The sequence below is a fragment of the uncultured Victivallis sp. genome (assembly GCF_944391105.1).
Taxonomy (GTDB): domain Bacteria; phylum Verrucomicrobiota; class Lentisphaeria; order Victivallales; family Victivallaceae; genus Victivallis.
In genome coordinates this window covers 1-22,258 of record NZ_CALXSK010000027.1, presented here as the reverse complement: position 1 = coordinate 22,258, position 22,258 = coordinate 1, and the positions used below count along the sequence as shown (strand labels likewise).

The following is a 22,258-nucleotide window of genomic DNA, read 5'->3' as shown; positions in this document are numbered from 1 at the left end:
CTGAAACATTCATCACCAAAACTGAAAAATAACATGAAACCATTCTGCGTGTACGCCGGACTGACGGCGGCAATCATTTTGACCATTTGTTTTCCCTGCAAAATCAAAGCGGGAGAGGACCTCACACCGGTGCCGGTACGCGAGGGCCTCTCCGGCTGGAATTTGTCCAGTTCCGGACTGCCGGTCGGCTCCATGGAATATGTGGATCATGGGGTTTTGAAGGTGACGGGAGATTTCTCCCGGGCCAGGAACGGCAATTACATCACGGTCGGGCGCAAGGTTCCGCAAAGCGAATTTTATCAGGAGTTGCGGTTCAAGGTGAAAAGCCCGGCCACCAGGCTCGCCGTCCGCTTCGGGGAAGTCAACGGTCAGGCTCACCAGTTTTTTCTGCGTCTTTCCGGGAATCCGGAGGAAATACAGGAGCTGCGAGTTCCCGTCACCGGCTCGCCCGGCAGTCACTGGGGAGGTCCGAATGACGGGAAAATGAGTTCCGCACTTGCTCGAATTTCCTTTGCCCTGCACACGGCGGATTGTGCGGGGAAAGATACATTTTCGTCGGAGTTTTTCGACATTTATCTGACTGACCGGGAAAATGCCCCGCGCCAAATCGGATTCAAGCCTGTCACGATCGAAAATATGTTTGTTCCGCCGGAATGGAAAGGAAACATTGCGTTGCGCCTTTCCAAAAAACTCGGCTCCGATTCCAAGTCCGATCTGAATTACGTCTATTGCGATTACGAGGGGAAGGAAGTCATATCCGGAACGGCGGACTATGACCGGGAGAACGATGTTCTTTCTCTCCCCCCTCCCCGGAAAACCGGGACTTATGATCTTCGATTCCCGGCCCTGGCGATTACCGCCGGCGTGGTGGTGTCGGCGCCGTTCAGCGGGGAACCAGACGAATATTTCGCCATCGACTCCGGCTTCAGCTGGGGCGACAAGAGCGATCCCGGGAAGATCTATTCTTATTTGAAGATTCTGAAATACATCGGCGTCGGCTGGAATCGCGACCGGCTCTCCTGGCACGCCCTCAATCCGGGTGCAGGGGAATTTTTTCTGAAACCCGGGAAGAAAGGCTACCTGTTTGACACATACCGCCGAATGGCTGCGGAAGTGGGGATTAAAACGCTCGACACCTTTCACGACACCCCCGGCTGGAATCGATACGGCAGCGAAAAGACGAAAATTTCCATCGACTGGAAAAATCCGCGTCGCTGGGGAGTTTCATTCTATCCCTGGAATCTCCAGGATGCAGCGGACAGCTTTCTTGTTTTCACGACCTATTGGAGTGACACGGTTAAAGCACTGGAGGTGTGGAACGAGCCGAACGGTCCCTTCGGCAATGATTTTCCCGGCGAATATCAGAGTGCATTCACCAAGGCGATCTCCTATCGACTCGCCCGGGCCCGTTCCGACGTTCAGGTGATCGGAGGCGCCTTTGCCGGAAATCCTTCCGAGGCGTTGTATCGTCTCATCATCGCCAACGGGACACTGGATGATGTGGACGCAATCAGTTTTCACAGTTACTCCAGTTATGCCGAAGATGAAGATCGGATGATCCAGATGCGGGAGAGCCAGGTCGCCAGACTCCGGGAAATAGAGGCTTCCTCCGGAAGCTCCCGTCTGGGAATTCCGCTGTGGATGACCGAAGGCGGCTCCCCCTGGCGGAAAAAGGATTCGACGGGACGCCCCACGATCGCCGAAGCCCGACGCTCAGCTGCGGATATTGTCTTCTCCTTTGTTGAATTTCGAGCGTTGGGTATCGCGCGTCACTTCCTCTATGTCTTTGATTACTATAACGAGGGGAAGAACAACTTCGGTCACATGGATGCGAACCATACCCCTCTGCGCTCCATGGGCGCCTATGCAAACCTTGTACATCAGTTGGCGCACAGGGAATATATCGGGGATTTGAAAATAGAAGGGGTTCTCCGCAGCCGGGTATTTGCCGCGGACGGAAAGGCTGTCGCCGTGCTCTGCAATGGTCTGGTCGGGGAAAAACCGGATTTCGTCACCCTGCCTGCCGGTCTTGAAATTGAAGGCGTTTCCGGGATTGACGGCCGGCCGCTGACGGTTGTCGACGGCAAGGTTCCGATGCGGGATGGAGTGGCATATGTCCATATCCGGGAAAAGAATATACAACAATATCTGCTCACCGATACACGCGCATTGAAACTCTACCGGATCGCGAAAAATTTCTCCGGGACGCCGCGGAAGGCTTTGCCGATTGTCTTTCAACCGGCCGACGAGCTTCAGGGCAAAGCATACAATTGCGACGGCTTCACCGTCCGTCCCGATACGGTGTTCCCGATTTCCATTCTGATCAACAATATGTCAAACCGGGAGCTGACCATCGATCCGGTGCTGCGGTTGCCGGAGAACATGGCGGCGGTCAAATTCTCCGACGGGAAAATCGTCGTTCCCCCGTACGGCAGGATTCCATTTTCCTTTGCGGTTTCCCTTTCGCGGGAAATGCCGTTGAACCGGTTTGCGCTGGTGCGGCTTGAGGATCGCTGCGGCAATGCAACGCCGATCGCCTGGTCATTCCGGCGCTCGGATCAATGTGAAATCTTCGCCGCTCCACTTGAGCAGAATAACCGGAACTCCGAAGGCGCCGACTGGATTCCCATGGCCGACTGGCGCACAGTGGGAACTTTTGCCGCGCCGAAGAACATTGATGCCCGGTTCAAAGTCGGTTATACGGCTGACCTTCTGCAAATTCAGGTTCTGGTCAGAGACAAGGTGTTTTTCTGCGACTACCCGGCCGGAGCGACCTGGAACGGAGATTCTGTGCAAGTCGCCTTTCAGAAAGAGGGAGGAGATTATCTGGAGTATGCGGCAGCCAAATCCCGGGACGGCTTCACGGTTTATCGTCATTCGCCTCCGGCGGGAATGTCAAAAGCCCGGGTGAAGTTACAGGACGTTTCCCCGGGAGAGAAGCTCTATATCATCGATATTCCGAAGGAGGAATTTGACATTGCCTCTTTCCGTGCGGGAATGAAATTCAGTTTCTCCATTCTGGTCAACAACAACAACGGAACAGGACGGGAAGGATATCTGCTCTGGGGCGGAAACATTGCCAGCTCCAAAAATCCGGCGGAATTCAATCAACTGATCCTGAAATAATCATTCATGAAGGTGCGTCGCGTAACTTCAACCGTTTCAATCAGAACAAAGAGGACCGGATGTTTTCCGATTCCCCCGGGGAGAAGGGAAAATATCCGGTCCTTGTTGTTTGATGACCGGGATGGAATATCCGCAACGCGGTGTTGTCTGCATCGGCCTCCCGCGCCTGCCGGTTGATTCTTTTCCCCTCAGAAGAGCGGAGAAAAAACAGAAAACGTCCGAGAGCTCAACCCGGGAAAGAATTGTGCGGGGGGCTCCACTCTCGTGGTTCCCCCCCCGCACACCGGATTCTCCGCGAAACGTCGTTGCGAAAAAGCGTTATTCCGAAAGGGCAAACGGATACTCATTCTCTCCGCGCGGAGTCAGCGAGACATGCTCGCATGTTCCGAGAAACTTCAGATCGTATTCGCCGTAAAAACCGTTCCAGACGGCTTCCCCGTTCTCATCCGTGGCGACAGTGGTTTCCGTGTGCCATTCGTGATTGATGAGCGAATCCAAAATCCGGTAAGAGGGTTTTTCAGTGAAATCCGGGCCGATGAGGCCGGCATTGAATCGGCTTTCATCACCATAGGCAGTTCCGTCGCATAGATTCCAGTAAACGATGGACTGGCAATTTTTCTGGCTGAACCAGACCCGGTAGAAGTTTCTCAGAAGTTCCCCCTGTATCTCCCGGGCAATCTCCCGGGGAAACTCCGGGTAGCACGGCAAGGAAATTTCCGAAATGTGGAGCGGAAGATTCAACTGCCCGAGCTGATCCATCACCTGCAGGAGATGGGCCGGATCAAAGAAACTTCCGGTTTCCATTCTCACCGCACTCTCCACATCCCCGTACAAATGGAACTGCAGGCCGAGCCCGTCCAGTTTGGCGCCGCGCCTCAGGAGGCGGTCAGCGAGAAGAAACATGGGCGAACTGTCATGAGCAAAGGACCGGAAAGAGATATCGGTTCCGTCGTTGTAGATGAATTCGTCCATGACGGGAAAATATTTTTCCGCCATTTGAAAGGTTTGATACACGTAATCCGGCGGGACGGTCGCATCGCCGATGGTCGGACATTTTCGCGGATGATAGGTGAATGATTCGTTGACCACATCCCATTTCCGGATTCTTGTTCCATAGCGGCGGCCAAGTTCCATGATCCGTTTTTCCAGCAGGAACATGACCTCGCGGGAATCCTTCGGAAGCCACGAAGGGACAAAGTTGTCGCAGAAGATCCAATGTCCCTTCGGCGCAATCCGGTTCTCCTCGCACCAGTCGATCACGAGATCTGCGGGCGGTCGACGTTCCATCACAGGACTGTCCGCGGAATAGCGGAATTCCCCCCGCTCCGGTTCTGTCGAATCCCAGAAAAGCGGGACAACCGCCTCATTGAAAACCCTGCGGAAGAACTCTTCGTATGCCGCATTCTTCTCGTTGTCGGAAAAGTCTTTCAGTTTGAAGGCATTGCATCCGAATTTAAAATCGTGTCCCGTCTGGCGGATCCTGATTTCGCAATTTTTCAGCGGCCTTCCGGCGCGATCTTTCAGAAGGATCGTTCCCCATCCCATGCGATTGCGCTTGATATCCAGCTCCACGCGTTCCCATGTTCCGGCTTTCGGATGTTCAAATTTGCGCAGCAGTTGTCTGGCAAGATCGCGTGATTTTTTTTCGTCGAACATAGATTCCTCCCAACTTGTTTCAGAAAAATCAAACCTGTGACTTCCGAATACTATATCACTGAAATATTTGAAAAAAAGTGAAATCACGGTATATTATATTTGAAAATGCGGAATGACATTTGGTAAATCATCATGTTGAAATTCGATTCCCTTCAGACGCTTTTTTCAGATCTGAATCCGAAGTGTTATTACAGCAGCGGGCGGACACGTTATTACCAGAGAGAACGCCACGACATTTTACGCTGGCGGCAATCTTCGGAGGAGATGGAGAAGATGCTGCTCCGCTGTACGCTGTATTGCAGAACACGCTCATGGGTCGGGGATTATCACCGCAGAGAGTATCCGCCCTTTTTGAACATCGGTCTGATTCATTCCGGAGAAACAGCCATCCGGAGCGGAGGCCGATGTTACCTGGCCAAACCCGGAGATCTTTTTTTTCTTGCTCCGGAAACGAAATATGAACTGTTGACCCCCCGCAGCTGCGAGCGATCTGCGCTTCTGATTTCCGGACCGGTTCTGGAGTCGATTCTGCGGGAGGGGGAAGGAACTCGAAGCCCGGTTTTTTCAGCCGGGGATGCAGCGGTCGCGGAACGGTGGTTTGAGCGAATGAATGTTCTTCTTCCGGAATCATTTCGGCTTCCGGTCTGCCGGGAAATTTCGGGTCTCTGTTTCGAACTGCTCCAATATCTGAGTTGTCCGGCTCAGAAACCGGCCCTGCCCGCCATCCTGCAAAATGTTTTGGAAAAACTCAGACAGGATTACGGAAAATCCATGGAGATGAAATCTCTCGCTGATTCTTCCGGAATCAGTGTTTCCACGCTGACCCGCCTGTTCAAACAACATCTCGGGAAAACTCCGCACCAGTATCTGATCGGACTGCGGATGCGTCAGGCGGCACGTCTGCTGGAACAAAACTCATTTTCCGTGAAGGAAATCGCCGGACTGGTCGGCTACGGAAACGCCTTGAACTTCTCCACGGAATTCCGGAAATTTTTCGGAAGATCTCCCCGAAGCTGGAGAACAGCAGGTTCTTCTCCGACAAGCCGCCGCTGAAGATCGCCCGACAGGGAATCAACATTCCCGCAAAACGCCGACGGCGATGATGTAATCGCCGGATTCGTCAAACCGGCCATTGAAAGCGGCTGCGGAGGGACACGCCTGACGAAAATCTTTTCGCGCTCTTCCATGATCTCGATTCGAAAATTCCGTACCGCATACAGGCTGCGACCTGCCGGCAAGATGCGGGAAACCGTAAAATGATTCTTTCGGATTTGAAAACACGTGACGGCTACGCCATATTAAAGAGGAGAACCAGAAAACCTTATGCTCAGGGGTGTTTTCATGATGCAAAATCCGACTCTCACCGGCTTCCACGCCGATCCCTGCATCTGCCGTCGCGACGGAGATTATTTTCTTGCCGTATCCTCATTCGAATGGTATCCCGGCATCCCGGTCTATCACTCCAAGGATCTGAAGAACTGGGAGCTTTACACGCATGTCCTCACGGAAGAAAGCCAGTTTCAGCTGATCGGGCTGCCGTGTGGAGTATTCCCCCGAACAGAAGAAAATCACCGGCACGTTCGCGGGGATCGCATGCGTGGACGGACTCTGTCACAACAATTATGCCGACTTCGATTTCTTCGAAATGACCGAGTGATCTTCCAACCGGAAATCCGAGCCGGCGACACGGAAAACTTGTCGAAAAAATCATCCGCGAAATCGTCGATTTCCCCGCACGACGAGCAATGAACCAAAGGAATCCGGCATGAAAGAAAACATTCAACTGAACCATGTTGTCTCTCCGGGGAAGTTCCGGATGCTGAAATATGGACTCGGTTACTACACCTGGGTAAAAAATCCCGTCGAAACAACCGCCACTATCTGCTCCCGCTGAAAAAGCAGGAAAAAATAATCCGGCTGGCGGGGGGAATCGCGGGAACTCTGGCCTTGTCGATTCTGTTCGGCATCTGGTTTTACCGCGAACAGGGGTGGCTGGGAGCAGTGCTTTTCGGCTGCGTCGCCGATGGCCTGACCTGTCTGTTCGTGTACCGCTACTATCGGGGAGCGGTCGAGACGATCGATCTTCTCCCCCGCTTCCCCATCGCAGTCGTCGATCTGGACAAGGGGATTCTGAAAATACGGAACCGCTCCGGCCTGCCCTTCGTCCAGACGCCGGAAGATACCTGGCAGATCGAGCTCCGGAACGTGGATTCCGTCAAAATCAACGCAGCAAACAAAGTCCACAACGGAAAGCAGAGGCTGTGGGACGCCTGGCGGCAGGTCCCCTCCTGGAACGCGCTGTCGCTCCGCTGCCGTCCCTCCGGCGGCAGACAGATGACACAACTGCTTTTTGTCGGCGCAAGAATCCCCGAGAACATGTACTACATGTTCGAATGCACCCTCCGGCTGAAGCTGGAGACGAAAAAGGATTTCTCCATCTTCGACCTCGATTAGGCGAGTGCCCGGGCCGGCGCAGCCCCTCTGCCGGAAAAACGCAGGATTCCGCGGATGTCCCAGTCGGTCAGGAACAGCGCTCCGAGCGTCAGCGTCAGGTGGAACAGCGAGGTATTCCATTTCAAATCCTTGTACCACCCCTCGAAAGTGCGCGTGCCTCCCTCGCTGATGATGCGCAGCCAGGCGTTTTCGTCGGTCAGAAGCTCGTGGACGAGTTCCTCCTCCCCCTCCCGGGTCAGAAACGCCAGGAGCGGGAAAGTCTCAAAGAAGAGACTCTGCGAAAGCCGCTTCTCCCGGATCATCGCAATGGTTTTCTCGACGCCCGCCCGGTCCGGGAACAACTCGTAGAACGCCGCGAACACGTTGCCCGGCAAGCTGATATGCGTCGAAACATCGCTGTCGCGGAACAGCTGTTTCTCCGGATCGTAGAACGCCTTGACAAACGCCGCCTCCAGAGGCGCGGGGTCGGCGTAAGGTTTCTCGCCGATCCACTCCGCGACCCGGTTCAGGCTCTTGATCGCCCCGATGTAGTAGGCGTTGATCACATTATGACGGGTGTCGCACGGCCGCCCCTCGGTCAGATCGACATCGTAGCCGTCGCGCACGTTTGCGGGCCACTCGACCACGCACCACTTGTCGAGATGATTCAACAATCCGTCCGCATCGGCGTACTCCTCGCGGTAGAAGTCGAGAATGTCCGCGAAAGCCGCGTACCGTTCGCGCACATATTCCCGGTTTCCGGTCAGACAGCAGTATTCCTGCAGCAATGTGAGCATGATGAACGGATATTCGGCGATCTCCTGCATGAAGGAACACGCCGCGCAGGTCATCAATCCGCGGTTCACGAACGAGGTGCGGAGAAAATCGTCGAAAAACTTCTCCATAAGCGTGTAATCGCGCGTGAGCAGGCAATACGCGAGCAGACTGTAACAGCCGTCGCCGAGATAGTATCCCTTCTCCCGCTCCATGCAGTCCTGAATCACCTCCTGAACGCCGTAGTGCAGCGAATCGACGCACAGTTTCCAGACCGCGAGCGATTTTTCATCGCTGCGGTTGCAGACGGCCCGCAGCGAGAATGGATAGTGCCGCGCCACGAGCCGGAATGAATCCAATTCGATCTCGCAGCCGGGCGGAGGAAGCAGTTCCACGTAGCGGAAGCTCTTGTAGTCGAACTGATTGAGCGTATCCTTCCCGCCGGAGAGTTTGAAATACTCCACGTAGCGGCAGTTGGCACGCAGTTCGTACCGGGCGGAGCCGTCCTCATTGAGCTCCTGGGCAAAACGCATTTCGATCTCGTCTCCCCGCTTTCCGGCTGCGCGGAAGGTCAGGTTCCCGACGAACATTCCGCCGAAGTCCACGAGATACCCGCCCTGGGTATTCTTCACCTCCACCGGAGTGATCTCCTCGAATTCAAGCTGCTGCGACGGCTGAAGATAGAGTTGGTAATCGGCGTGCTTCCGCGTTTTCGCGAATTCCCATGACGAATCGTCGAACTCCGGCCGTTCGAACCCGACCTCCGGCGAAGCGGCATCGTAGCGCTCCATGAACTGCGTCTCATATCCGACCGTCCCGACTCCGGAAAAGCCCGAATGCACGCGGCAGCGGAAACTTTCATCCGATGCGAGCACCGTCTCCCCGTCGACCATGAGATCGAGCAGCAGCCCGTGCTGCCGGTCGCCGCTGACCCAGACCCGGTTGATGAGCCCCTGATAGTAGGTGTGCACGGCAATCGTGTTCTCGCCGGGCTGCAGAAAACGGGAGAGGTCGATCCGGTTGTAGAAGTAGTGAAACGAGTACCCCGCCGCCGGCCCCTGCGTGACGAATGCACCGTTCACATAGAGTTTATAATAGTCATCGGCGGAGATATGGATTACGGCGGAGCTGAACTCTTTGAGTTTGAACTTCTTCCGGAACAGAATGTGCCGGTTCTGCAGCTCCGGCTCGATCACAGGCAGCGACGAACGGTCGAGCTGGCGATGGAAAACATTCTGCGGAGCGAGGTCGCTGAATTGCGCAGTGGTGATCCAGCGGCCCTTGAAAACTTCCGGTTCCTTCTTCATGCGGAGTCCCTCTTCGATTGGAATTTCTGTTGCGGTTCTACTATACCCGTTCTCCGGGAGGATTGCCACAGCACCAAAAAGAATTTTCCTGAAAAAACAGGGGAATCTTTGACTTCCGTCGCTTTCCGGGCTATCTTTCCTCCGGAACCGGAAAACGGAGGAGAAATCATGAAGTGGAAAGAGGATGCGGATCGGTGCGGCTGGTGCGTCGGCGACCCGCTTTACGAACGGTATCACGATGAGGAGTGGGGGCGCGAAGTGACCGACGACCGGACGATGTTCGAATTCCTGACCCTCGAATCCGCCCAGGCGGGACTGAGCTGGATTACGATCCTGCGCCGCCGGGAGAACTATCGGAAAGCGTTCGCCGGATTCGATCCGGAAAAGGTTGCCGCATTCACCGAAGACGACGTCGACCGGCTGCTTCAGGATCCCGGAATCATCCGCAACCGCGCAAAGATCCGGGCGGCGATCTCCAACGCCGGATGCTTTCTCGAAGTGCAGCGCGAATTCGGTTCATTCTGCGCCTATTTGAAGCGGTTCCTGCCGGACGGCAGACCGGTCGTGAATCACTGGGAATCGCTGGCGGAGGTTCCCGCCTCGACGCCGCTCTCGGATGCGATCAGCAAAGATATGAAGCGACGAGGCTTCCGCTTCTTCGGGACGACGATCTGCTACGCGCATCTGCAGGCGGTCGGCTTTGTGAACGATCACCTTGTCCACTGCCGCTGCCGCCGGGAAATGCGGTAACACAAGAAACGCGGCGGAGTCCCCCCCGTCGCGTTTCGCATAAGTTGCCGCCGGATTACTTGACGGTGTAGATCCACTGGTTCGACTTCGCGCAGAATTCGCGCGAAACCTTCGGGCAATTCACCGCGGCCTTGTCGAGCAGTCCGCCGATCTCGACCGCTTCATCCGGGCAGCCGGCCTTTTCGGCGATTTCGACCGCACTGCCGGTCACGCCGCCGAGCTCGGCGAGTTTCGCATGGAGTTTTTCGCGCAGAGCGAGCACCCCCTTCGCCGCGAGCTTGTAGTTCTGCACGCCGGGCTGATGGAACGCGTTGATGTTGATGAATTCCGCGTAGATTGCAACCGCACGCTCGTAAAGCGCGATCAGCATGCCGAGCTCGTACTCGGTCACCTGCGGGACGCGGATCGTGATGACCTGCCGCCCCTTCCCGCGCAGGGCGGCCGAAAGCCCTTCGAGGAAGCCGTGCAGATAGGTCCCCATGTCGGTCGACTCGGTGATCGGGAGTTTTTCAGCGTCCTTGAGCACCTCGATAAAAGTCGCGAAGAAGTCGTCGCGGCCGTTGTTGAGCTGCTGGATGAACGCATGCGCATCCGTGCCGCCCTTGTTGCCGAAGACGTTGAGCCCCTGGTGCACCACCTTGCCGTCGAGATCGAGCTCCTTGCCGAGGCTCTCCATCACGAGCTGCTGCATGTAACGGGACAGCAGGATCAGCCGGTCGGAGTAGGGAACGATCACCATGTTCCGATCCCCCCTGCCCTTGCCCGCGATATACCACATCGCCGCGAGCATCATCGCTGGATTCTTCTCCGGATCAGCGGTGCGGGTCCACTCGTCCATGCGGCAGGCGCCCTCAAGGAACCGGCTGAACTTCACGCCGGTCAGCGCCGCCGGAACGTGCCCGACGATGCTCGTCTCGCTCGTGCGTCCGCCGATCGACTCGGCCATCTCGAAGACCGCGAGCCAGTTGTTTCCGCGCGCATGGCGGTCAAGTTCGCTGTCCTTCATCGTGATCGCCGCGGCGTGCTTCGGGAAGGAGAGCTTCTTCGCGGCGTAGAGCGCCTCCATCGCGATCATGTTGTTCTTCGTCTCCTGCGTGCCGCCGGACTTGCTGATGACGAGGTGCAGCGTCACTTCCGGATCCATCACCTCGACGAGATCGGCGAACTCGGCCGAATCCGTATTGTCGAGGAAGTAGATCTTCAGATAACCGTTCCGTTTCGCGTCGCTTTTCTCATTCCAGTAGGGGCCGTTGATCGCGAACTGCATGAGCTGCGGACCGAGCGCCGAACCGCCGATGCCGTTGACCACGACAGCCTCGAATTTTCTGCCGGTTTCCCCTTTGATTCTGCCGGAACGAACCTCCTCGGCGAACGCCTCGACCGAAGCGAAGAGTTCGCTGGCGGGATATTTCTTACGATCCGTGAAGTGGGTCACTTTGCGGTGTTCATCGGGGTTCTTGATCTCGCCGGCTTCGATGCGGCCCATTTCGCGGGCGGCGCGTTCGAATTTCGGCCGGAGCGCTTCCAGATCGGATTTCTGGAACTTCATCCCGGCGAAGTCGATGGAGAATTGGCTCGGGGCGTCCACGAGCGTGTATTCGATGTTGCGTTCAATCCATTCGTTCATGTTCAAAACCTCATGTTGGTTGGTTGGAAAATCATCCACGACCCAGATCGTCCAGCCGCTCCTTGAGCAGCCGTTTGATATGCTCCTCCCCGTAGAGGGAGCGCATCAGTTCGATGTTGAATTCGTAGAAAAGCTGTGCATCCGGCCGCGTGACCATCGGCCCGGAGGCGAGTTCGACAATCGTGCGCCGCTTGTTGCGATCGTGCTCGTAAATGGAGAGATAGCGGACCAGGCTGCGCGGCGAAAGCTCCGTGAACTTCTTCTGCCCGAACTCCTCGGTGTAGTCCGCCGCGATCTGCGAAATCAGATTGCGGTGATAGTGCTTCACCCCGAACGTCGCCAGAAAATCCTCCACCATCTCACAGCAGCGAAGCTCGTCGAAGAGCGGGAAAGAGATCCGCCGCCCGCGCGAGAGGATGTTCGCCGGGAACTCGTAGTTCGCCGAGAGCACCGGCATAACGTTCTCCGGCAGCGAAAACGCCCCGCCGACGTTCGTGCGGAAGTGAAACCAGTTCGTCTCCCGCGGATCGATGTCGTCGAAGAAAAGTACGAAACGGTGGTCCGGCCGCGCCGCCAGCGGCGCAACCAATTCGTTCCAGCCGCACTCGAGCGTCACCGGATCCGGCAGGATGATGACCAGTTCCGGCTCCGCATAGGCGTAGGAGAGAATCATGCTGGTCTTGCCGTGACCGGGCAGGCTGTTCACAAGCAGCGGCAGGTTGCTCTTCCCCTCGGCAAACTTGTGAAAATGATCGAGAAACTGCGATCGAACACTCGGGAAACCGAAAAAACGGTCGAGCGGCTTGATCGAGTCGAATTTCGTTTCGTAGAAGTTTCCGTTCCAGTAGCGGAACATCCGCGACTGCCGGAAACGATCCGCCGCGAGAATCGCTTTCGCCAGCGCCGCCCGCTGCGAATCGGCCTCCCCTTCCGGAGCCCGGAGCGCGGCGAAATAGTCGCGTGCGTTCGGGAACACCTTTCCCGGCTGTTTCGCGAGTTCGCGCGCCACGATCGCAATGCCGCGCCACAGGTCACGCGCCGCATCAAGCAGGAAACGGCAACCGTCGCTCCAGCTGCCCGCCTCGAGCTCCTTCGGCAGAATCCGGTTCTCGATGAAGAAGTCGAAAAGCAGCGAAGCGAGCCGTGACTCCAGCGGAAAATCTCCGAATTTCCGATAAATCAGATTCGCGTAAGCAACCCGCTGCCCGGGAGAGAAAAGGGCATGAAGAAACCCTGGCAGAGAGTCGGCGGCAAATTCCGGGCCGCCTCCATCCCGTCCCGGTTCGGCAAACAGAAACTCCAGCGCCCAGCGGGCCCGGAGCAAACGATTCTGAACGGTTTCGGCCACAGCGTCCCCCGGTTGTTGCAACGGATAGTTTCAATCCTTATAATATAATTGCGTTCCCGCTTTTGTCAATTCCCCCGGACAAGGAAAACGCCCCGCGAACATCAAAGCGGACCGGAAGCTCCTGACGCCCGGCGCCATCCCGCGAACCCATCCGGGCTCCGCCCGTTCCCGCCTGCGCGCGGGCCGAAGTTCGGAAACGACAAAAAAGAGGGAGCTCCGAACACTGGCGCCCCCTCTTTTGCGTCATGAATGGATTCCGGGCGGCACTTATTTGCCGCAGTCGCAATCATCTCCGCAACCGCATTCGTCGCCGCAACCGCAGCCGCAGCCACAATCGTCATCGTCCTCCTCGGCGCAGACGAAGTGCTCTCCGATCCGGTCGAGAACTCCTTCCGGCGTGAAGCCGAACTTCTCCGCCAGCACCTTGTACGGGGCGGAGGCGCCGAAGTGATCGAGTCCGATTGCAAGCCCGTCGCGGCCGATGAACCGCTCCCAGCCGAACGTCGAACCCGCCTCGATCGAGACGCAGCACATGCACCACGACGGAAGAACCTCCTCCTGATAGTCGATATCCTGTTTCAGGAAAAGTTCCTGGCTCGGCATCGACACCACCCGGACGCCGACCCCCTTCGCGCGAAGCAGTTTCGCGGAGTCAAGCGCAAGATTGACCTCGGAACCGGTCGCCACGAGGATGATGTCGAAATCCTCGTCATCCTCCAGCACGAACGCCCCCTTCGAGACATCCACCTTCTTCGCCATCTCCGCGTCGTAGGGACGGAGATCCTGGCGGGTCAGCAGCAGTGCAACCGGTCCGTCCGCCTCGAGCGCCGCCGCCCACGCCTGCGCGACTTCATGCGCCTCGGCAGGACGGATGACGGTCAAGCCGGGGATCGTCCGCAGCATCGCGATCTGCTCGATCGGTTCGTGCGTCGGCCCGTCCTCGCCGACATAGAAGCTGTCGTGCGTGAAGACATAGATCTCATGCAGCTTCATCAGCGCGGCCAGACGAATCGCCGGCTTCATGAAGTCGCTGAACACGAAGAAGGTCGAGGTGTACGGAATCGCCGTTCCGTAGAGCGCCATGCCGTTTCCGGCGCACCCCATCGCGAACTCACGCACGCCGAAGTGGAGGTTGCGTCCCGCCGGATTCTCCGCCGTGAAATCGCCGCCGTCCTTGATGTTCGTCTTGGTCGAGGGCGCGAGGTCGGCCGCGCCTCCGAAGAGCGCCGGAACAAGTTCCGCCGCCTTCTGGAGCACGATGCCGGACGAGGCGCGGGTGGCGACCGGCTTGTCGACCGGAGCCGCCGCCATAAGCTGTTCTTTGAGGTCAGCCGGAACCGTGCGGTTCAAGTAGGCGTCGATCCGTTTCGCCCGCTCCGGATCGGCTTCGAGGAATGCCTGGAACTTCTTGTCCCACTCGGCCGCCTCGGCAACAAGCTCCTCCACCCGGCTGCCGAGAAACTCCTTCACCTCCGGAAGAACCGTGAATTCACCTTCGGGCATGCCGAGATTGCGCCGCAAGGCTTCGACCTCGTCGACGCCGAGCGGTTCGCCGTGAGCGCTGGATTTGCCCTGTTTGTTCGGCGCGCCGTAACCGATCTGCGTGTGGCCGACGATGAGCGTCGGACGGCCGTCGGATTTCTGCGCCTCGCCGAGAGCCGCGTCGCAGAGCGCGAGGTCGTTCGCGTTCTCAAGTGTGATGACCCGCCAGTTGTAGGCCATGAACCGCGCCGCGACGTTTTCAGAGAACGCGAGAGAAGTCTGCCCCTCGATCGTGATGTTGTTGGCATCGTAGAAAACGACGAGTTCATCGAGCTTCAGATGCCCGGCGAGCGAGGCGGCTTCGCTTGCGACGCCCTCCATCATGCAGCCGTCGCCCGCAATGACGTAAATCTTATTGTCGGCCAGGCCGGCGCGGTCGAGTCCGGTCTTCGCCGCGAAATAGCGCTTTGCGATCGCCATGCCGACCGCCGAAGCGAATCCGGTGCCGAGCGGCCCGGTCGTGATGTCGACGCCCGCAGTGTGGCCGAACTCAGGATGGCCCGGCGTTTTGCTCCCCCACTGGCGGAAGTTCTTCACCTCCTCCATCGAAAGACCGTACCCGAAGAGGTGAAGCAGCGAATACTCCAGCATCGAGCCGTGCCCGGCCGAGAGCACGAAACGGTCGCGTCCGATCCACGCAGGATTCTTCGGATTGTGGCGCATGTACTTGTACCAGAGCGTCATCGCGTAATCCGCACAGCCGAGCGGCATGCCGGGGTGACCCGACTTTGCCTTCTGGATCGCCTCCGCCGAAAGCATCCGGACGGTATTGGCGGCGAGGAGCGCCTTCTTGAGATCGTACATCTGCTGGAATTCCTTTCTTTTTCGTTTGCGGAACTGGAAATTTTCCTGTTGTTGCGCTATTTTTTCTATATGACGATACGATATTAAATTTAACACCTCTTCCGCCGGAAAACAAGTCATGCGGCGATACAATTTTATGAGATTATGACGGAACGATTCATCACATCGACTCTGAACCGGCGCGATCCGGCGAAGGAGGTCACGCTGCGCCCGCCGAAATTCGCGGATTTCCCCGGGCAGGAGAAAGTCAAGGACCAGCTCGAACTTTTCGTCGCGGCCGCGAAGGCACGGAACGAGGCGCTCGACCACATCCTGCTCTGCGGACCGCCCGGACTCGGCAAAACCACGCTGGCCTACATCATCGCGAACGAACGCGGAACAAACCTCAAAAGCTCCAGCGGTCCCGCGATCGAAAAACCCGGCGACCTCGCGGGACTCCTGACCGCGCTCGAACCCGGCGACATCCTCTTCATCGACGAGATCCATCGACTGAACACCACGGTCGAGGAGTATCTGTACAGTGCGATGGAGGACTTCTTCATCGACATCATGCTCGAACAGGGGGCCGGCGCCCGGTCGGTGCGGCTCTCGGTGCCGCATTTCACGCTGGTCGGCGCAACGACCCGCCAGGGGATGATCTCCTCGCCGCTGCGGTCGCGTTTCGGGCTGAACATCCGGCTCGACTACTACGACGCCGACAGTTTGACGAAAATTCTGAAGCGCTCCGCAGGGATCCTCGGAATCGAGATCGACGAAGAGGGCGCGCGCGAAATCGCCGGGCGCTGCCGCGGCACACCGCGCATTGCGAACAATCTTCTGCGCCGCGCACGCGACTACGCGCAGATCCGGGCCGACTCGGTCATCACCGGCAAGGTCGCGGCGGATGCGCTCGGGCTGTTGCAGATCGACAACGACGGACTCGATGAAATGGATATCCGGATTCTCGAAACGATCATCGGAAATTTCCGCGGCGGACCGGTCGGGCTCAAGAACATCGCGGTTTCGGTCGGCGAGGAGGAGGATTCGATCGAGGAGGTGTACGAACCGTTCCTCATCCAGCGCGGATTCCTCGTGCGCACGCCGAAGGGACGCGTCGCGACGCCGAAGGCCTGGAAGAAGCTCGGCCTTTCACCGCTCCGCGGCGGAGGCGATCAGCAAACACTGTTTTAACGGACAACCGATACGGAAGAAACGAAGAAAAGGAGGCAGCCGATGGCGGCAAGATGGGCGGAAGCTCTTTTGAAACTGCAGACGGTCGATCTGCGTATCCGGGAACTTGAAACGCGTCTCGCGCTGCTCCCGAAGGAGATGGGAACTCTCAAGGACAAGCGCGATGCGGCCGTGGCCGAAGTCGCCGCCGCCGCAAATGCCGCGAAGAAGATCGAACTCGACCGCAGGCACGTCGAATCCGAGATCGAGAAACTCAACGCCGAAAACAAGAAACTTCAGCAGCAGTCCTCCATGGTCAAAAAGAACACAGAATACCAGGCCATGCTCGGAACGATCGCGCTCAACGAAAAGAAGATCGGAGATCTCGAAAGCCGGGTTCTCGAACTCATGGATGAATTTGAAGAGGCGAAAAAGGCGTACCGCAAACTCAAGCAGAACAATGAGGCGGCAGTCAATGCGATCCGCGCTGAATTCGACGAACTCGTCGCCTTCGCGGGCGACCTCAAGAAGGAGATCGCACAGCTGAAGGCGGAACGCCCGGCGGACGTCTGCGGCGTCGACAACGAGACGCTCGCACGCTACAATCGGCTGCTCGCCGGCAAGGATGGAGTCCCCCCGCTCGTGAAGGTTGAAAACGAGATCTGCGGAAGCTGCCACCTGCGCGTGACGCGCCAGGCGATGACCAACATGCAGAAAGGCGCCGTCACGAGCTGCGAAAACTGCATGCACTTCATCTATCTCGACGACGCGGAGTAGTTTCCGCATCATGGAGAAGCTGCCCGGAAAACTCCCGAACGATTTCGCCGAACTGGTTCACCGCGGCGTCGAATCCGATGTGCTCGACTACAAGGCCGCCCTCTGCTGGACGAAGATGACCCGCCAGGCGAAAGGGAAGATCGTGCGCCACTGCCTCGCTCTCGCGAATACGAAAGGCGGCTGCATCGTCATCGGCGTCGGCGAGGACTCTTCCGGGCATCCTTCGCTCTACACGGGACTCTCGCGCGAACAGGTGCATTCGTTCGATCCGACCACGGTCGGGCAGTTCGTGAACCGTTATGTCGAGCCGCCGATCGAATTCACGATCGAGCGGCCCGTCGTCGACGGGAAGCGCTATGCGATTTTTGTGGTGCGCCCGTTCCGGAGTCTGCCGCACGTCTGCACAAGCGGAATCGAGGGAGAACTTCAGACCGGCGTATTCTACATCCGCACGCCGGATGCTTCGAGCCGGCCGGCCTACCGCGCAATCGAGATGCAGATGCTGATCCAGCGAGCGCTCCGGAATCAGCGTGAGGAGCTCGGCCGCATGCTGCGCGGCATCCTCTACGAAAGCCGCCTCGCAACCGAAACGGACAACGCCAGCGAATTCAAAGCCGCGCTTGCAAACGCCACAGTCTTCTTCAAACGGCGGCAGAACCCGCCGCGGAATGTGCCGTCGCTGCTCGTGAATCTGACGGTGACTCCACCGCGCTATCACTCCGAGGCGTTCAGTTTAAGCGCGTTGCGCCGGGCGGTCGACGCGGCGCTGCCGTCGCTTCCGACGCCGGAGTTTCTCGATTCGGACGAGATCCGGAAGGCGTATGTCACGAACACCTCGCTGCGGGCACTCTCCCGGCGTGGAAGGCGCATGTGGCAGCTGTTCAAGAGCGGCATGTTCCACTACATCGCCTATCTGCCCGTGCCGGAGCATGAGCTGGATTTCACGCTGCTCGTGCGCAAGATCGCCGAGGCATATCGCTTCCTCGGGCGGCTCTACGCGGAGCTCGGATACGCCGAGGAGCTGCTTTCGATCTCCTTCACGCTCGAGAACACCGAGAATGTCCGGCTGCTGCTGCCGCACAAGCCGCGCGCGAAGTTCCTCTGCCGGATTCCGAAAATCGCGATCGAGATGTCCCGCAGCGCCGCCGACCTCGCGAGCGGGGAAGCCGCTCATGCGGCCCGTATGACGGCTGAAATCGCGGAACGGTTCAACATCTCCGATCAATATCTGCAGAACCTGCCCGAGATGATCGATGACTATCTGGAGCAGCGGTAGCGACGATGATTATGCCGATCGACTTTGACCTCCCGCCGCGGGAGGATCCGGAACCTTTTCCGGATGAAAACGTTCCAGACTTCGACCCGGAAGAGTTCGCCGTCGAATACGAACCGGACCCCGAACCGGAGGAGCTTGACATCCGTCCGGAATGCGAGGCGTTCTTCGCGCCGGGAGGTCCGCTCAAAGCCGCCGCCGAACACGGCGGACGCCCCTACGAATTCCGGCCGCAGCAGCTTGAAATGGCCGGAGCGATCGCCGAGGCGTTACGCAAGGGGGAGAATCTCTGCATCGAAGCGCCGACCGGTGTCGGCAAAAGTTTCGCCTATCTCGTGCCGCTGATCTACCGTTCGCGACTTTCGGGACTGCCGGCGATCGTTTCGACCGAGACGATCCATCTTCAGGAGCAGCTCATCGACAAGGATATTCCGCTGCTGAAGAAACTGACCGGGATCGACTTCCGGGCGGCGCTCGCGAAAGGACGTCACAACTATCTATGCCGCAGAAGATTCGCTCTTCTCTCCGGGGAACAGCGCGATGCGCTGCTGCCCGCGCCCGCGCTCGCACTCGATGTGGAGCGGCTCGGCCGCTGGATGGAGCGAACAACCGACGGTGAACGCGACTCGCTCGACTTCCGGATCGAGCCTGAGACCTGGGCGCTCGCCTGCTGCGACGGGATGAGCTGCCTCGGGCCGAAGTGCGAATTCTACCGGAACTGCTTTTACTACCGCGCGCGCCAGGCGTGGGAGACGGCCGACATCGTAGTGGCGAACCACGCGCTCTTCTTCACGGATCTGGCGATGCGGCTCGCGGCCGGAGCCGCGGGTTCGCTGCTGCCGAATTACGGCGTCGTGCTGCTCGACGAGGCACACACACTTGAGGACAACGCGGCCGATCATCTCGGGCTGCATCTCTCCCGCGTCGGAATCGTTTCGACGCTGAACCGGCTTTACAACCAGGAGAGTGCGCGTGGACTGCTCATGCGCAAAGGAACCGATCCGACACTGCGCGGAATCGTAGCGGAGAGCCGCGACGAAGCCTACGGATTTTTCACGCCATACGAAAATCTTCTGCGCGACCGGAACGAGACGGCTCTGGCGATCCACGAACCGGGCCGCTTTCCGAACCGGCTCAGTCCCAAACTCGAGGAGTTGCATCGTCTTCTGGCATTGTTCCTTGAAGATCAGGAAGATGCGAATTTCCGAACGGAAGTTGAGGCGCAGCTGACCCGCTGTCGGGAATTCATCAACGGGATCGACCAGTTCACGCGGAAACTTCTGCCGGACGCAGTCTACTATGCCGAGAGCGAGCGAGGCGGCAGTACGACACTGCATGCGACGCCGCTGAACGTTGCGGAACTGCTTTCGGATCTTCTTTTCAACCAGGATTTTCCGGTTATTCTGTGCAGTGCGACGCTGACGGTACGGAACTCGTTCAACTACTATATCAGCCGTACGGGGTTCTGCAACGGGCAGACGCTGCTGCTCGATTCGCCGTTCGGTTCGGATCAGGCGAGGGTCTACATTCCGCGCGCCATGCCGGACCCGAAGGACGAGGAGTATCAGAGCGCTCTGGAAAAAGAGATTCCGCGATTCGTCGAACTCACGCAGGGAAAAGCATTTGTGCTCTTTACCAGCTACTCTTCGATGCGGCGGACGGCGGATGATCTGCGCGAATATTTCCGTTCGAAAGGGTGGCGGCTGCTGGTTCAGGGAGAGAACATGACCCGTTCAGGGCTGCTGCGCGAGTTCCGGGAGGACATCGACTCGGTGCTCTTCGGCACGGACAGCTTCTGGACGGGAGTCGACGTACCGGGCGAATCGCTCTCGAACGTGATCGTGACGAAGCTGCCGTTCGCGGTCCCGAGCCACCCGCTCATCGCCGCGCGCATGGAGAAACTTGAGCGTGCAGGTTGCAACTCTTTTGCAAATTACACGCTGCCGGAGGCGGTTCTGAAATTCCGGCAGGGGGTCGGGCGGCTGATCCGCAGCCGCGACGACCGCGGAATCGTCGTGGTGCTCGACCGGCGGGTCATCTCGAAGCATTACGGAAAACTCTTTCTGGAGTCGATTCCCTACGACAGCGAAATCGTTTGAAACCAACAGAAATGGAGAATGGATTCATGATGGACACGAGAGAACGGATGAAGGACGGCAGACTTTACTTCTGCACCGACGAAGAGATCGCCAATGAGCAGCTCAAATGTCTTGATCTGCTCTACGACTACAACCAGACCCGGCCGACCGAGCAACCGAAGCGGCGTGAACTCCTGAAAGTTCTGCTCGCGGAAGTCGGAGAAAACTGCTACATCGAGCCGCCGCTCCACGCAAACTGGGGGCGGAACACCCATCTGGGCAGCAACGTCTACGCGAACTTCAATCTGACGCTCGTGGACGATACGGACATCTACATCGGCGACAGCGTGATGATCGGGCCGAACGTGACCATCGCGACCGCGGGACACCCGGTGGATCCGGAACTGCGGCGCAAGGTCGCACAGTTCAACATCCCCGTGCGGATCGGGAACAACGTCTGGATCGGCGCGGGCGCGGTCATTCTGCCGGGCATCACGATCGGCGACGACAGCGTGATCGGCGCGGGCAGCATCGTGACGAAGGACATCCCGGCCGGAGTCGTGGCGGTCGGCAACCCGTGCCGCGTACTGCGCCCGATCAGCGACCGTGACCGGGAATTCTACTACAAAGACCGGAAAGTCGACCTGCTCTGACGGTTTTTTCCCGCCTCTTCCTGCAAAACACGGACAGACTGGCGCTCAACCAGGTAGGGGGAAACCGTCCGAATGCCGAAATGACCTCCGTTGAAAAGCTCAACGAGTCCTTCGCAAAAAGTGCGGGCGATACCCGGCAGGTCATCGGCAATGGAGGTAAGTGGAGGCTGAGAATGAGATACGCTGGAGATGTTGCCTGATCCAATGATGCTGATGTCATCAGGCACTTCCAGACCGCATTCCCGGCAGGCACTCATAACGCCCAATGCTGAATAATCACTTGAGGCGAAGCAGGCGGAAAAATCCACTCCATGCGTTTTGAAATACGCAACCATCCGGTCATGAGTCTTGGCCTTGGAGGCTTCTCCGCTGCGGATCTCGCAATCGATAATTGATGGTTTCATTTTTGACTGTGGAGTTGTAATAGGAGCCTCAAAAGGAAAGCCTACACGAAAAATAAAACTTCATATCAATAAGGATGGTAAAGGCTTACATGCCTTTCCATTTAACTAAAATTATGGGTGAAAAATGAAAGTTTATATTGTGGTTCGCTGGGGAAATCCTTATGAAGAGGATAAATGTGATGGACGAGATACTTTTTTCTTTGTTGTAGCTCGTAACCATTTGAATGCAAGTAGGCGTGTTACACGTTACCTGAAAGAAACAGAGCCTGAATGCTCCGAAATGAAATATCAGTATTTATGCAATCAAATTTTGGAGCTAGGAGAATATACTGCTGACAGTGCAAAAGAATATATTCTCTCTGGTCCCTTTTATAAATTTTTTGCATTTAACGAACGACTATATCAAAAGTACTGGCTCCGAGATACTTTTGGGGGAACTTCTTTTTCTTTGTGTTGGCAAGTACCTAAAACTCATATTTCTCAAAGGAATCAGGATTGATTACGTGCTTGCCGCGTAATCAGCTTTCTTGAACTGGGACGCGGTGTATGGGGATTGC

Annotated in this window: 18 protein-coding genes and 1 pseudogene; 13 read left to right on the top strand and 6 right to left on the bottom strand. The window is 57.5% G+C overall.

Going from position 1 to position 22,258, the window contains the following annotated elements:
* Nucleotides 1–33: 33 nt before the first annotated feature.
* Complete coding sequence (locus Q0K10_RS09475) at nucleotides 34–3,126, top strand: hypothetical protein (protein WP_294506301.1); 3,093 nt, start codon at nucleotides 34–36, stop codon at nucleotides 3,124–3,126.
* A gap of 318 nt (nucleotides 3,127–3,444) precedes the next feature.
* Here Q0K10_RS09475 and Q0K10_RS09470 read toward each other — a convergent pair whose 3' ends face one another.
* Entirely contained in the window at nucleotides 3,445–4,782 is a 1,338-nt protein-coding gene (locus tag Q0K10_RS09470; protein WP_294506299.1) for an endo-1,4-beta-xylanase, read from the bottom strand.
* A gap of 132 nt (nucleotides 4,783–4,914) precedes the next feature.
* On the opposite strand from Q0K10_RS09470, the gene Q0K10_RS09465 reads away from it, so the two are divergent.
* The 5 genes and pseudogenes from Q0K10_RS09465 to Q0K10_RS09455 all read left to right on the top strand — a co-directional run bounded on the left by Q0K10_RS09465 (nucleotide 4,915) and on the right by Q0K10_RS09455 (nucleotide 7,236).
* Nucleotides 4,915–5,835, top strand: coding sequence for a helix-turn-helix domain-containing protein (locus tag Q0K10_RS09465; RefSeq protein WP_294506297.1), 921 nt, complete (start codon nucleotides 4,915–4,917; stop codon nucleotides 5,833–5,835).
* A gap of 288 nt (nucleotides 5,836–6,123) precedes the next feature.
* Nucleotides 6,124–6,297 (top strand): annotated as a pseudogene (locus Q0K10_RS15625) (family 43 glycosylhydrolase); the annotation flags it as partial.
* Between the two features lie 25 nt (nucleotides 6,298–6,322).
* The gene (locus tag Q0K10_RS15620; protein ID WP_366942989.1) at nucleotides 6,323–6,439 is read left to right on the top strand and encodes a hypothetical protein; all 117 of its coding nucleotides are present in this window, start codon (nucleotides 6,323–6,325) and stop codon (nucleotides 6,437–6,439) included.
* A gap of 108 nt (nucleotides 6,440–6,547) precedes the next feature.
* Nucleotides 6,548–6,676: a hypothetical protein gene (locus Q0K10_RS09460; RefSeq protein WP_294506294.1), complete on the top strand. Its 129-nt coding sequence runs from the start codon at nucleotides 6,548–6,550 to the stop codon at nucleotides 6,674–6,676.
* A 53-nt stretch (nucleotides 6,677–6,729) separates the two neighbouring features.
* A complete protein-coding gene (locus Q0K10_RS09455; RefSeq protein ID WP_294506293.1) occupies nucleotides 6,730–7,236 on the top strand; it encodes a hypothetical protein in 507 nt (168 codons plus the stop codon).
* Here Q0K10_RS09455 and Q0K10_RS09450 read toward each other — a convergent pair.
* Entirely contained in the window at nucleotides 7,233–9,296 is a 2,064-nt protein-coding gene (locus Q0K10_RS09450; protein ID WP_294506291.1) for a family 78 glycoside hydrolase catalytic domain, read from the bottom strand. The two genes, Q0K10_RS09455 and Q0K10_RS09450, sit on opposite strands and share 4 nt — an antisense overlap.
* A gap of 168 nt (nucleotides 9,297–9,464) precedes the next feature.
* Here Q0K10_RS09450 and Q0K10_RS09445 point away from each other — a divergent pair, with 168 nt between their 5' ends.
* Nucleotides 9,465–10,046 (top strand): DNA-3-methyladenine glycosylase I, encoded by a 582-nt coding sequence (locus Q0K10_RS09445; protein ID WP_294506289.1) that lies wholly within the window; start codon nucleotides 9,465–9,467, stop codon nucleotides 10,044–10,046.
* A 55-nt stretch (nucleotides 10,047–10,101) separates the two neighbouring features.
* On the opposite strand, the gene pgi is transcribed toward Q0K10_RS09445, so the two are convergent.
* The 3 genes from pgi to tkt all read right to left on the bottom strand — a co-directional run bounded on the left by pgi (nucleotide 10,102) and on the right by tkt (nucleotide 15,367).
* Nucleotides 10,102–11,673, bottom strand: coding sequence for a hypothetical protein (gene pgi / locus Q0K10_RS09440; RefSeq protein WP_294506288.1), 1,572 nt, complete (start codon nucleotides 11,671–11,673; stop codon nucleotides 10,102–10,104).
* 31 nt (nucleotides 11,674–11,704) lie between these two features.
* The gene (locus tag Q0K10_RS09435; RefSeq protein ID WP_294506286.1) at nucleotides 11,705–13,021 is read right to left on the bottom strand and encodes a hypothetical protein; all 1,317 of its coding nucleotides are present in this window, start codon (nucleotides 13,019–13,021) and stop codon (nucleotides 11,705–11,707) included.
* A 267-nt stretch (nucleotides 13,022–13,288) separates the two neighbouring features.
* Nucleotides 13,289–15,367 carry a transketolase gene (gene tkt, locus Q0K10_RS09430; RefSeq protein ID WP_294506284.1) on the bottom strand — a complete coding sequence of 693 codons (2,079 nt, stop codon included), beginning with the start codon at nucleotides 15,365–15,367 and terminating at the stop codon, nucleotides 13,289–13,291.
* Nucleotides 15,368–15,511: 144 nt separating this feature from the next.
* Here tkt and ruvB point away from each other — a divergent pair, with 144 nt between their 5' ends.
* From ruvB to Q0K10_RS15615, 5 genes are read left to right on the top strand one after another with little or no spacing between them, the layout of a single operon-like run.
* Nucleotides 15,512–16,537, top strand: coding sequence for a Holliday junction branch migration DNA helicase RuvB (gene ruvB / locus Q0K10_RS09425; RefSeq protein ID WP_294506273.1), 1,026 nt, complete (start codon nucleotides 15,512–15,514; stop codon nucleotides 16,535–16,537).
* 42 nt (nucleotides 16,538–16,579) lie between these two features.
* Nucleotides 16,580–17,293, top strand: a complete 714-nt coding sequence (locus Q0K10_RS09420) for a hypothetical protein (protein WP_294506271.1) — start codon at nucleotides 16,580–16,582, stop codon at nucleotides 17,291–17,293.
* Nucleotides 17,294–17,303: 10 nt separating this feature from the next.
* Nucleotides 17,304–18,569, top strand: a complete 1,266-nt coding sequence (locus tag Q0K10_RS09415) for a helix-turn-helix domain-containing protein (RefSeq protein WP_294506269.1) — start codon at nucleotides 17,304–17,306, stop codon at nucleotides 18,567–18,569.
* 5 nt (nucleotides 18,570–18,574) lie between these two features.
* Nucleotides 18,575–20,665: a helicase C-terminal domain-containing protein gene (locus Q0K10_RS09410; protein WP_294506268.1), complete on the top strand. Its 2,091-nt coding sequence runs from the start codon at nucleotides 18,575–18,577 to the stop codon at nucleotides 20,663–20,665.
* A gap of 29 nt (nucleotides 20,666–20,694) precedes the next feature.
* Nucleotides 20,695–21,297, top strand: coding sequence for a sugar O-acetyltransferase (locus Q0K10_RS15615; RefSeq protein WP_366942990.1), 603 nt, complete (start codon nucleotides 20,695–20,697; stop codon nucleotides 21,295–21,297).
* Here the strand turns inward: Q0K10_RS15615 and Q0K10_RS09395 are convergent.
* Nucleotides 21,267–21,701 (bottom strand): substrate-binding domain-containing protein, encoded by a 435-nt coding sequence (locus tag Q0K10_RS09395; protein WP_294506267.1) that lies wholly within the window; start codon nucleotides 21,699–21,701, stop codon nucleotides 21,267–21,269. The two genes, Q0K10_RS15615 and Q0K10_RS09395, sit on opposite strands and share 31 nt — an antisense overlap.
* A 124-nt stretch (nucleotides 21,702–21,825) precedes the next feature.
* Here Q0K10_RS09395 and Q0K10_RS09390 point away from each other — a divergent pair, with 124 nt between their 5' ends.
* Nucleotides 21,826–22,200, top strand: coding sequence for a hypothetical protein (locus Q0K10_RS09390; protein WP_294506265.1), 375 nt, complete (start codon nucleotides 21,826–21,828; stop codon nucleotides 22,198–22,200).
* Nucleotides 22,201–22,258: the final 58 nt, after the last annotated feature.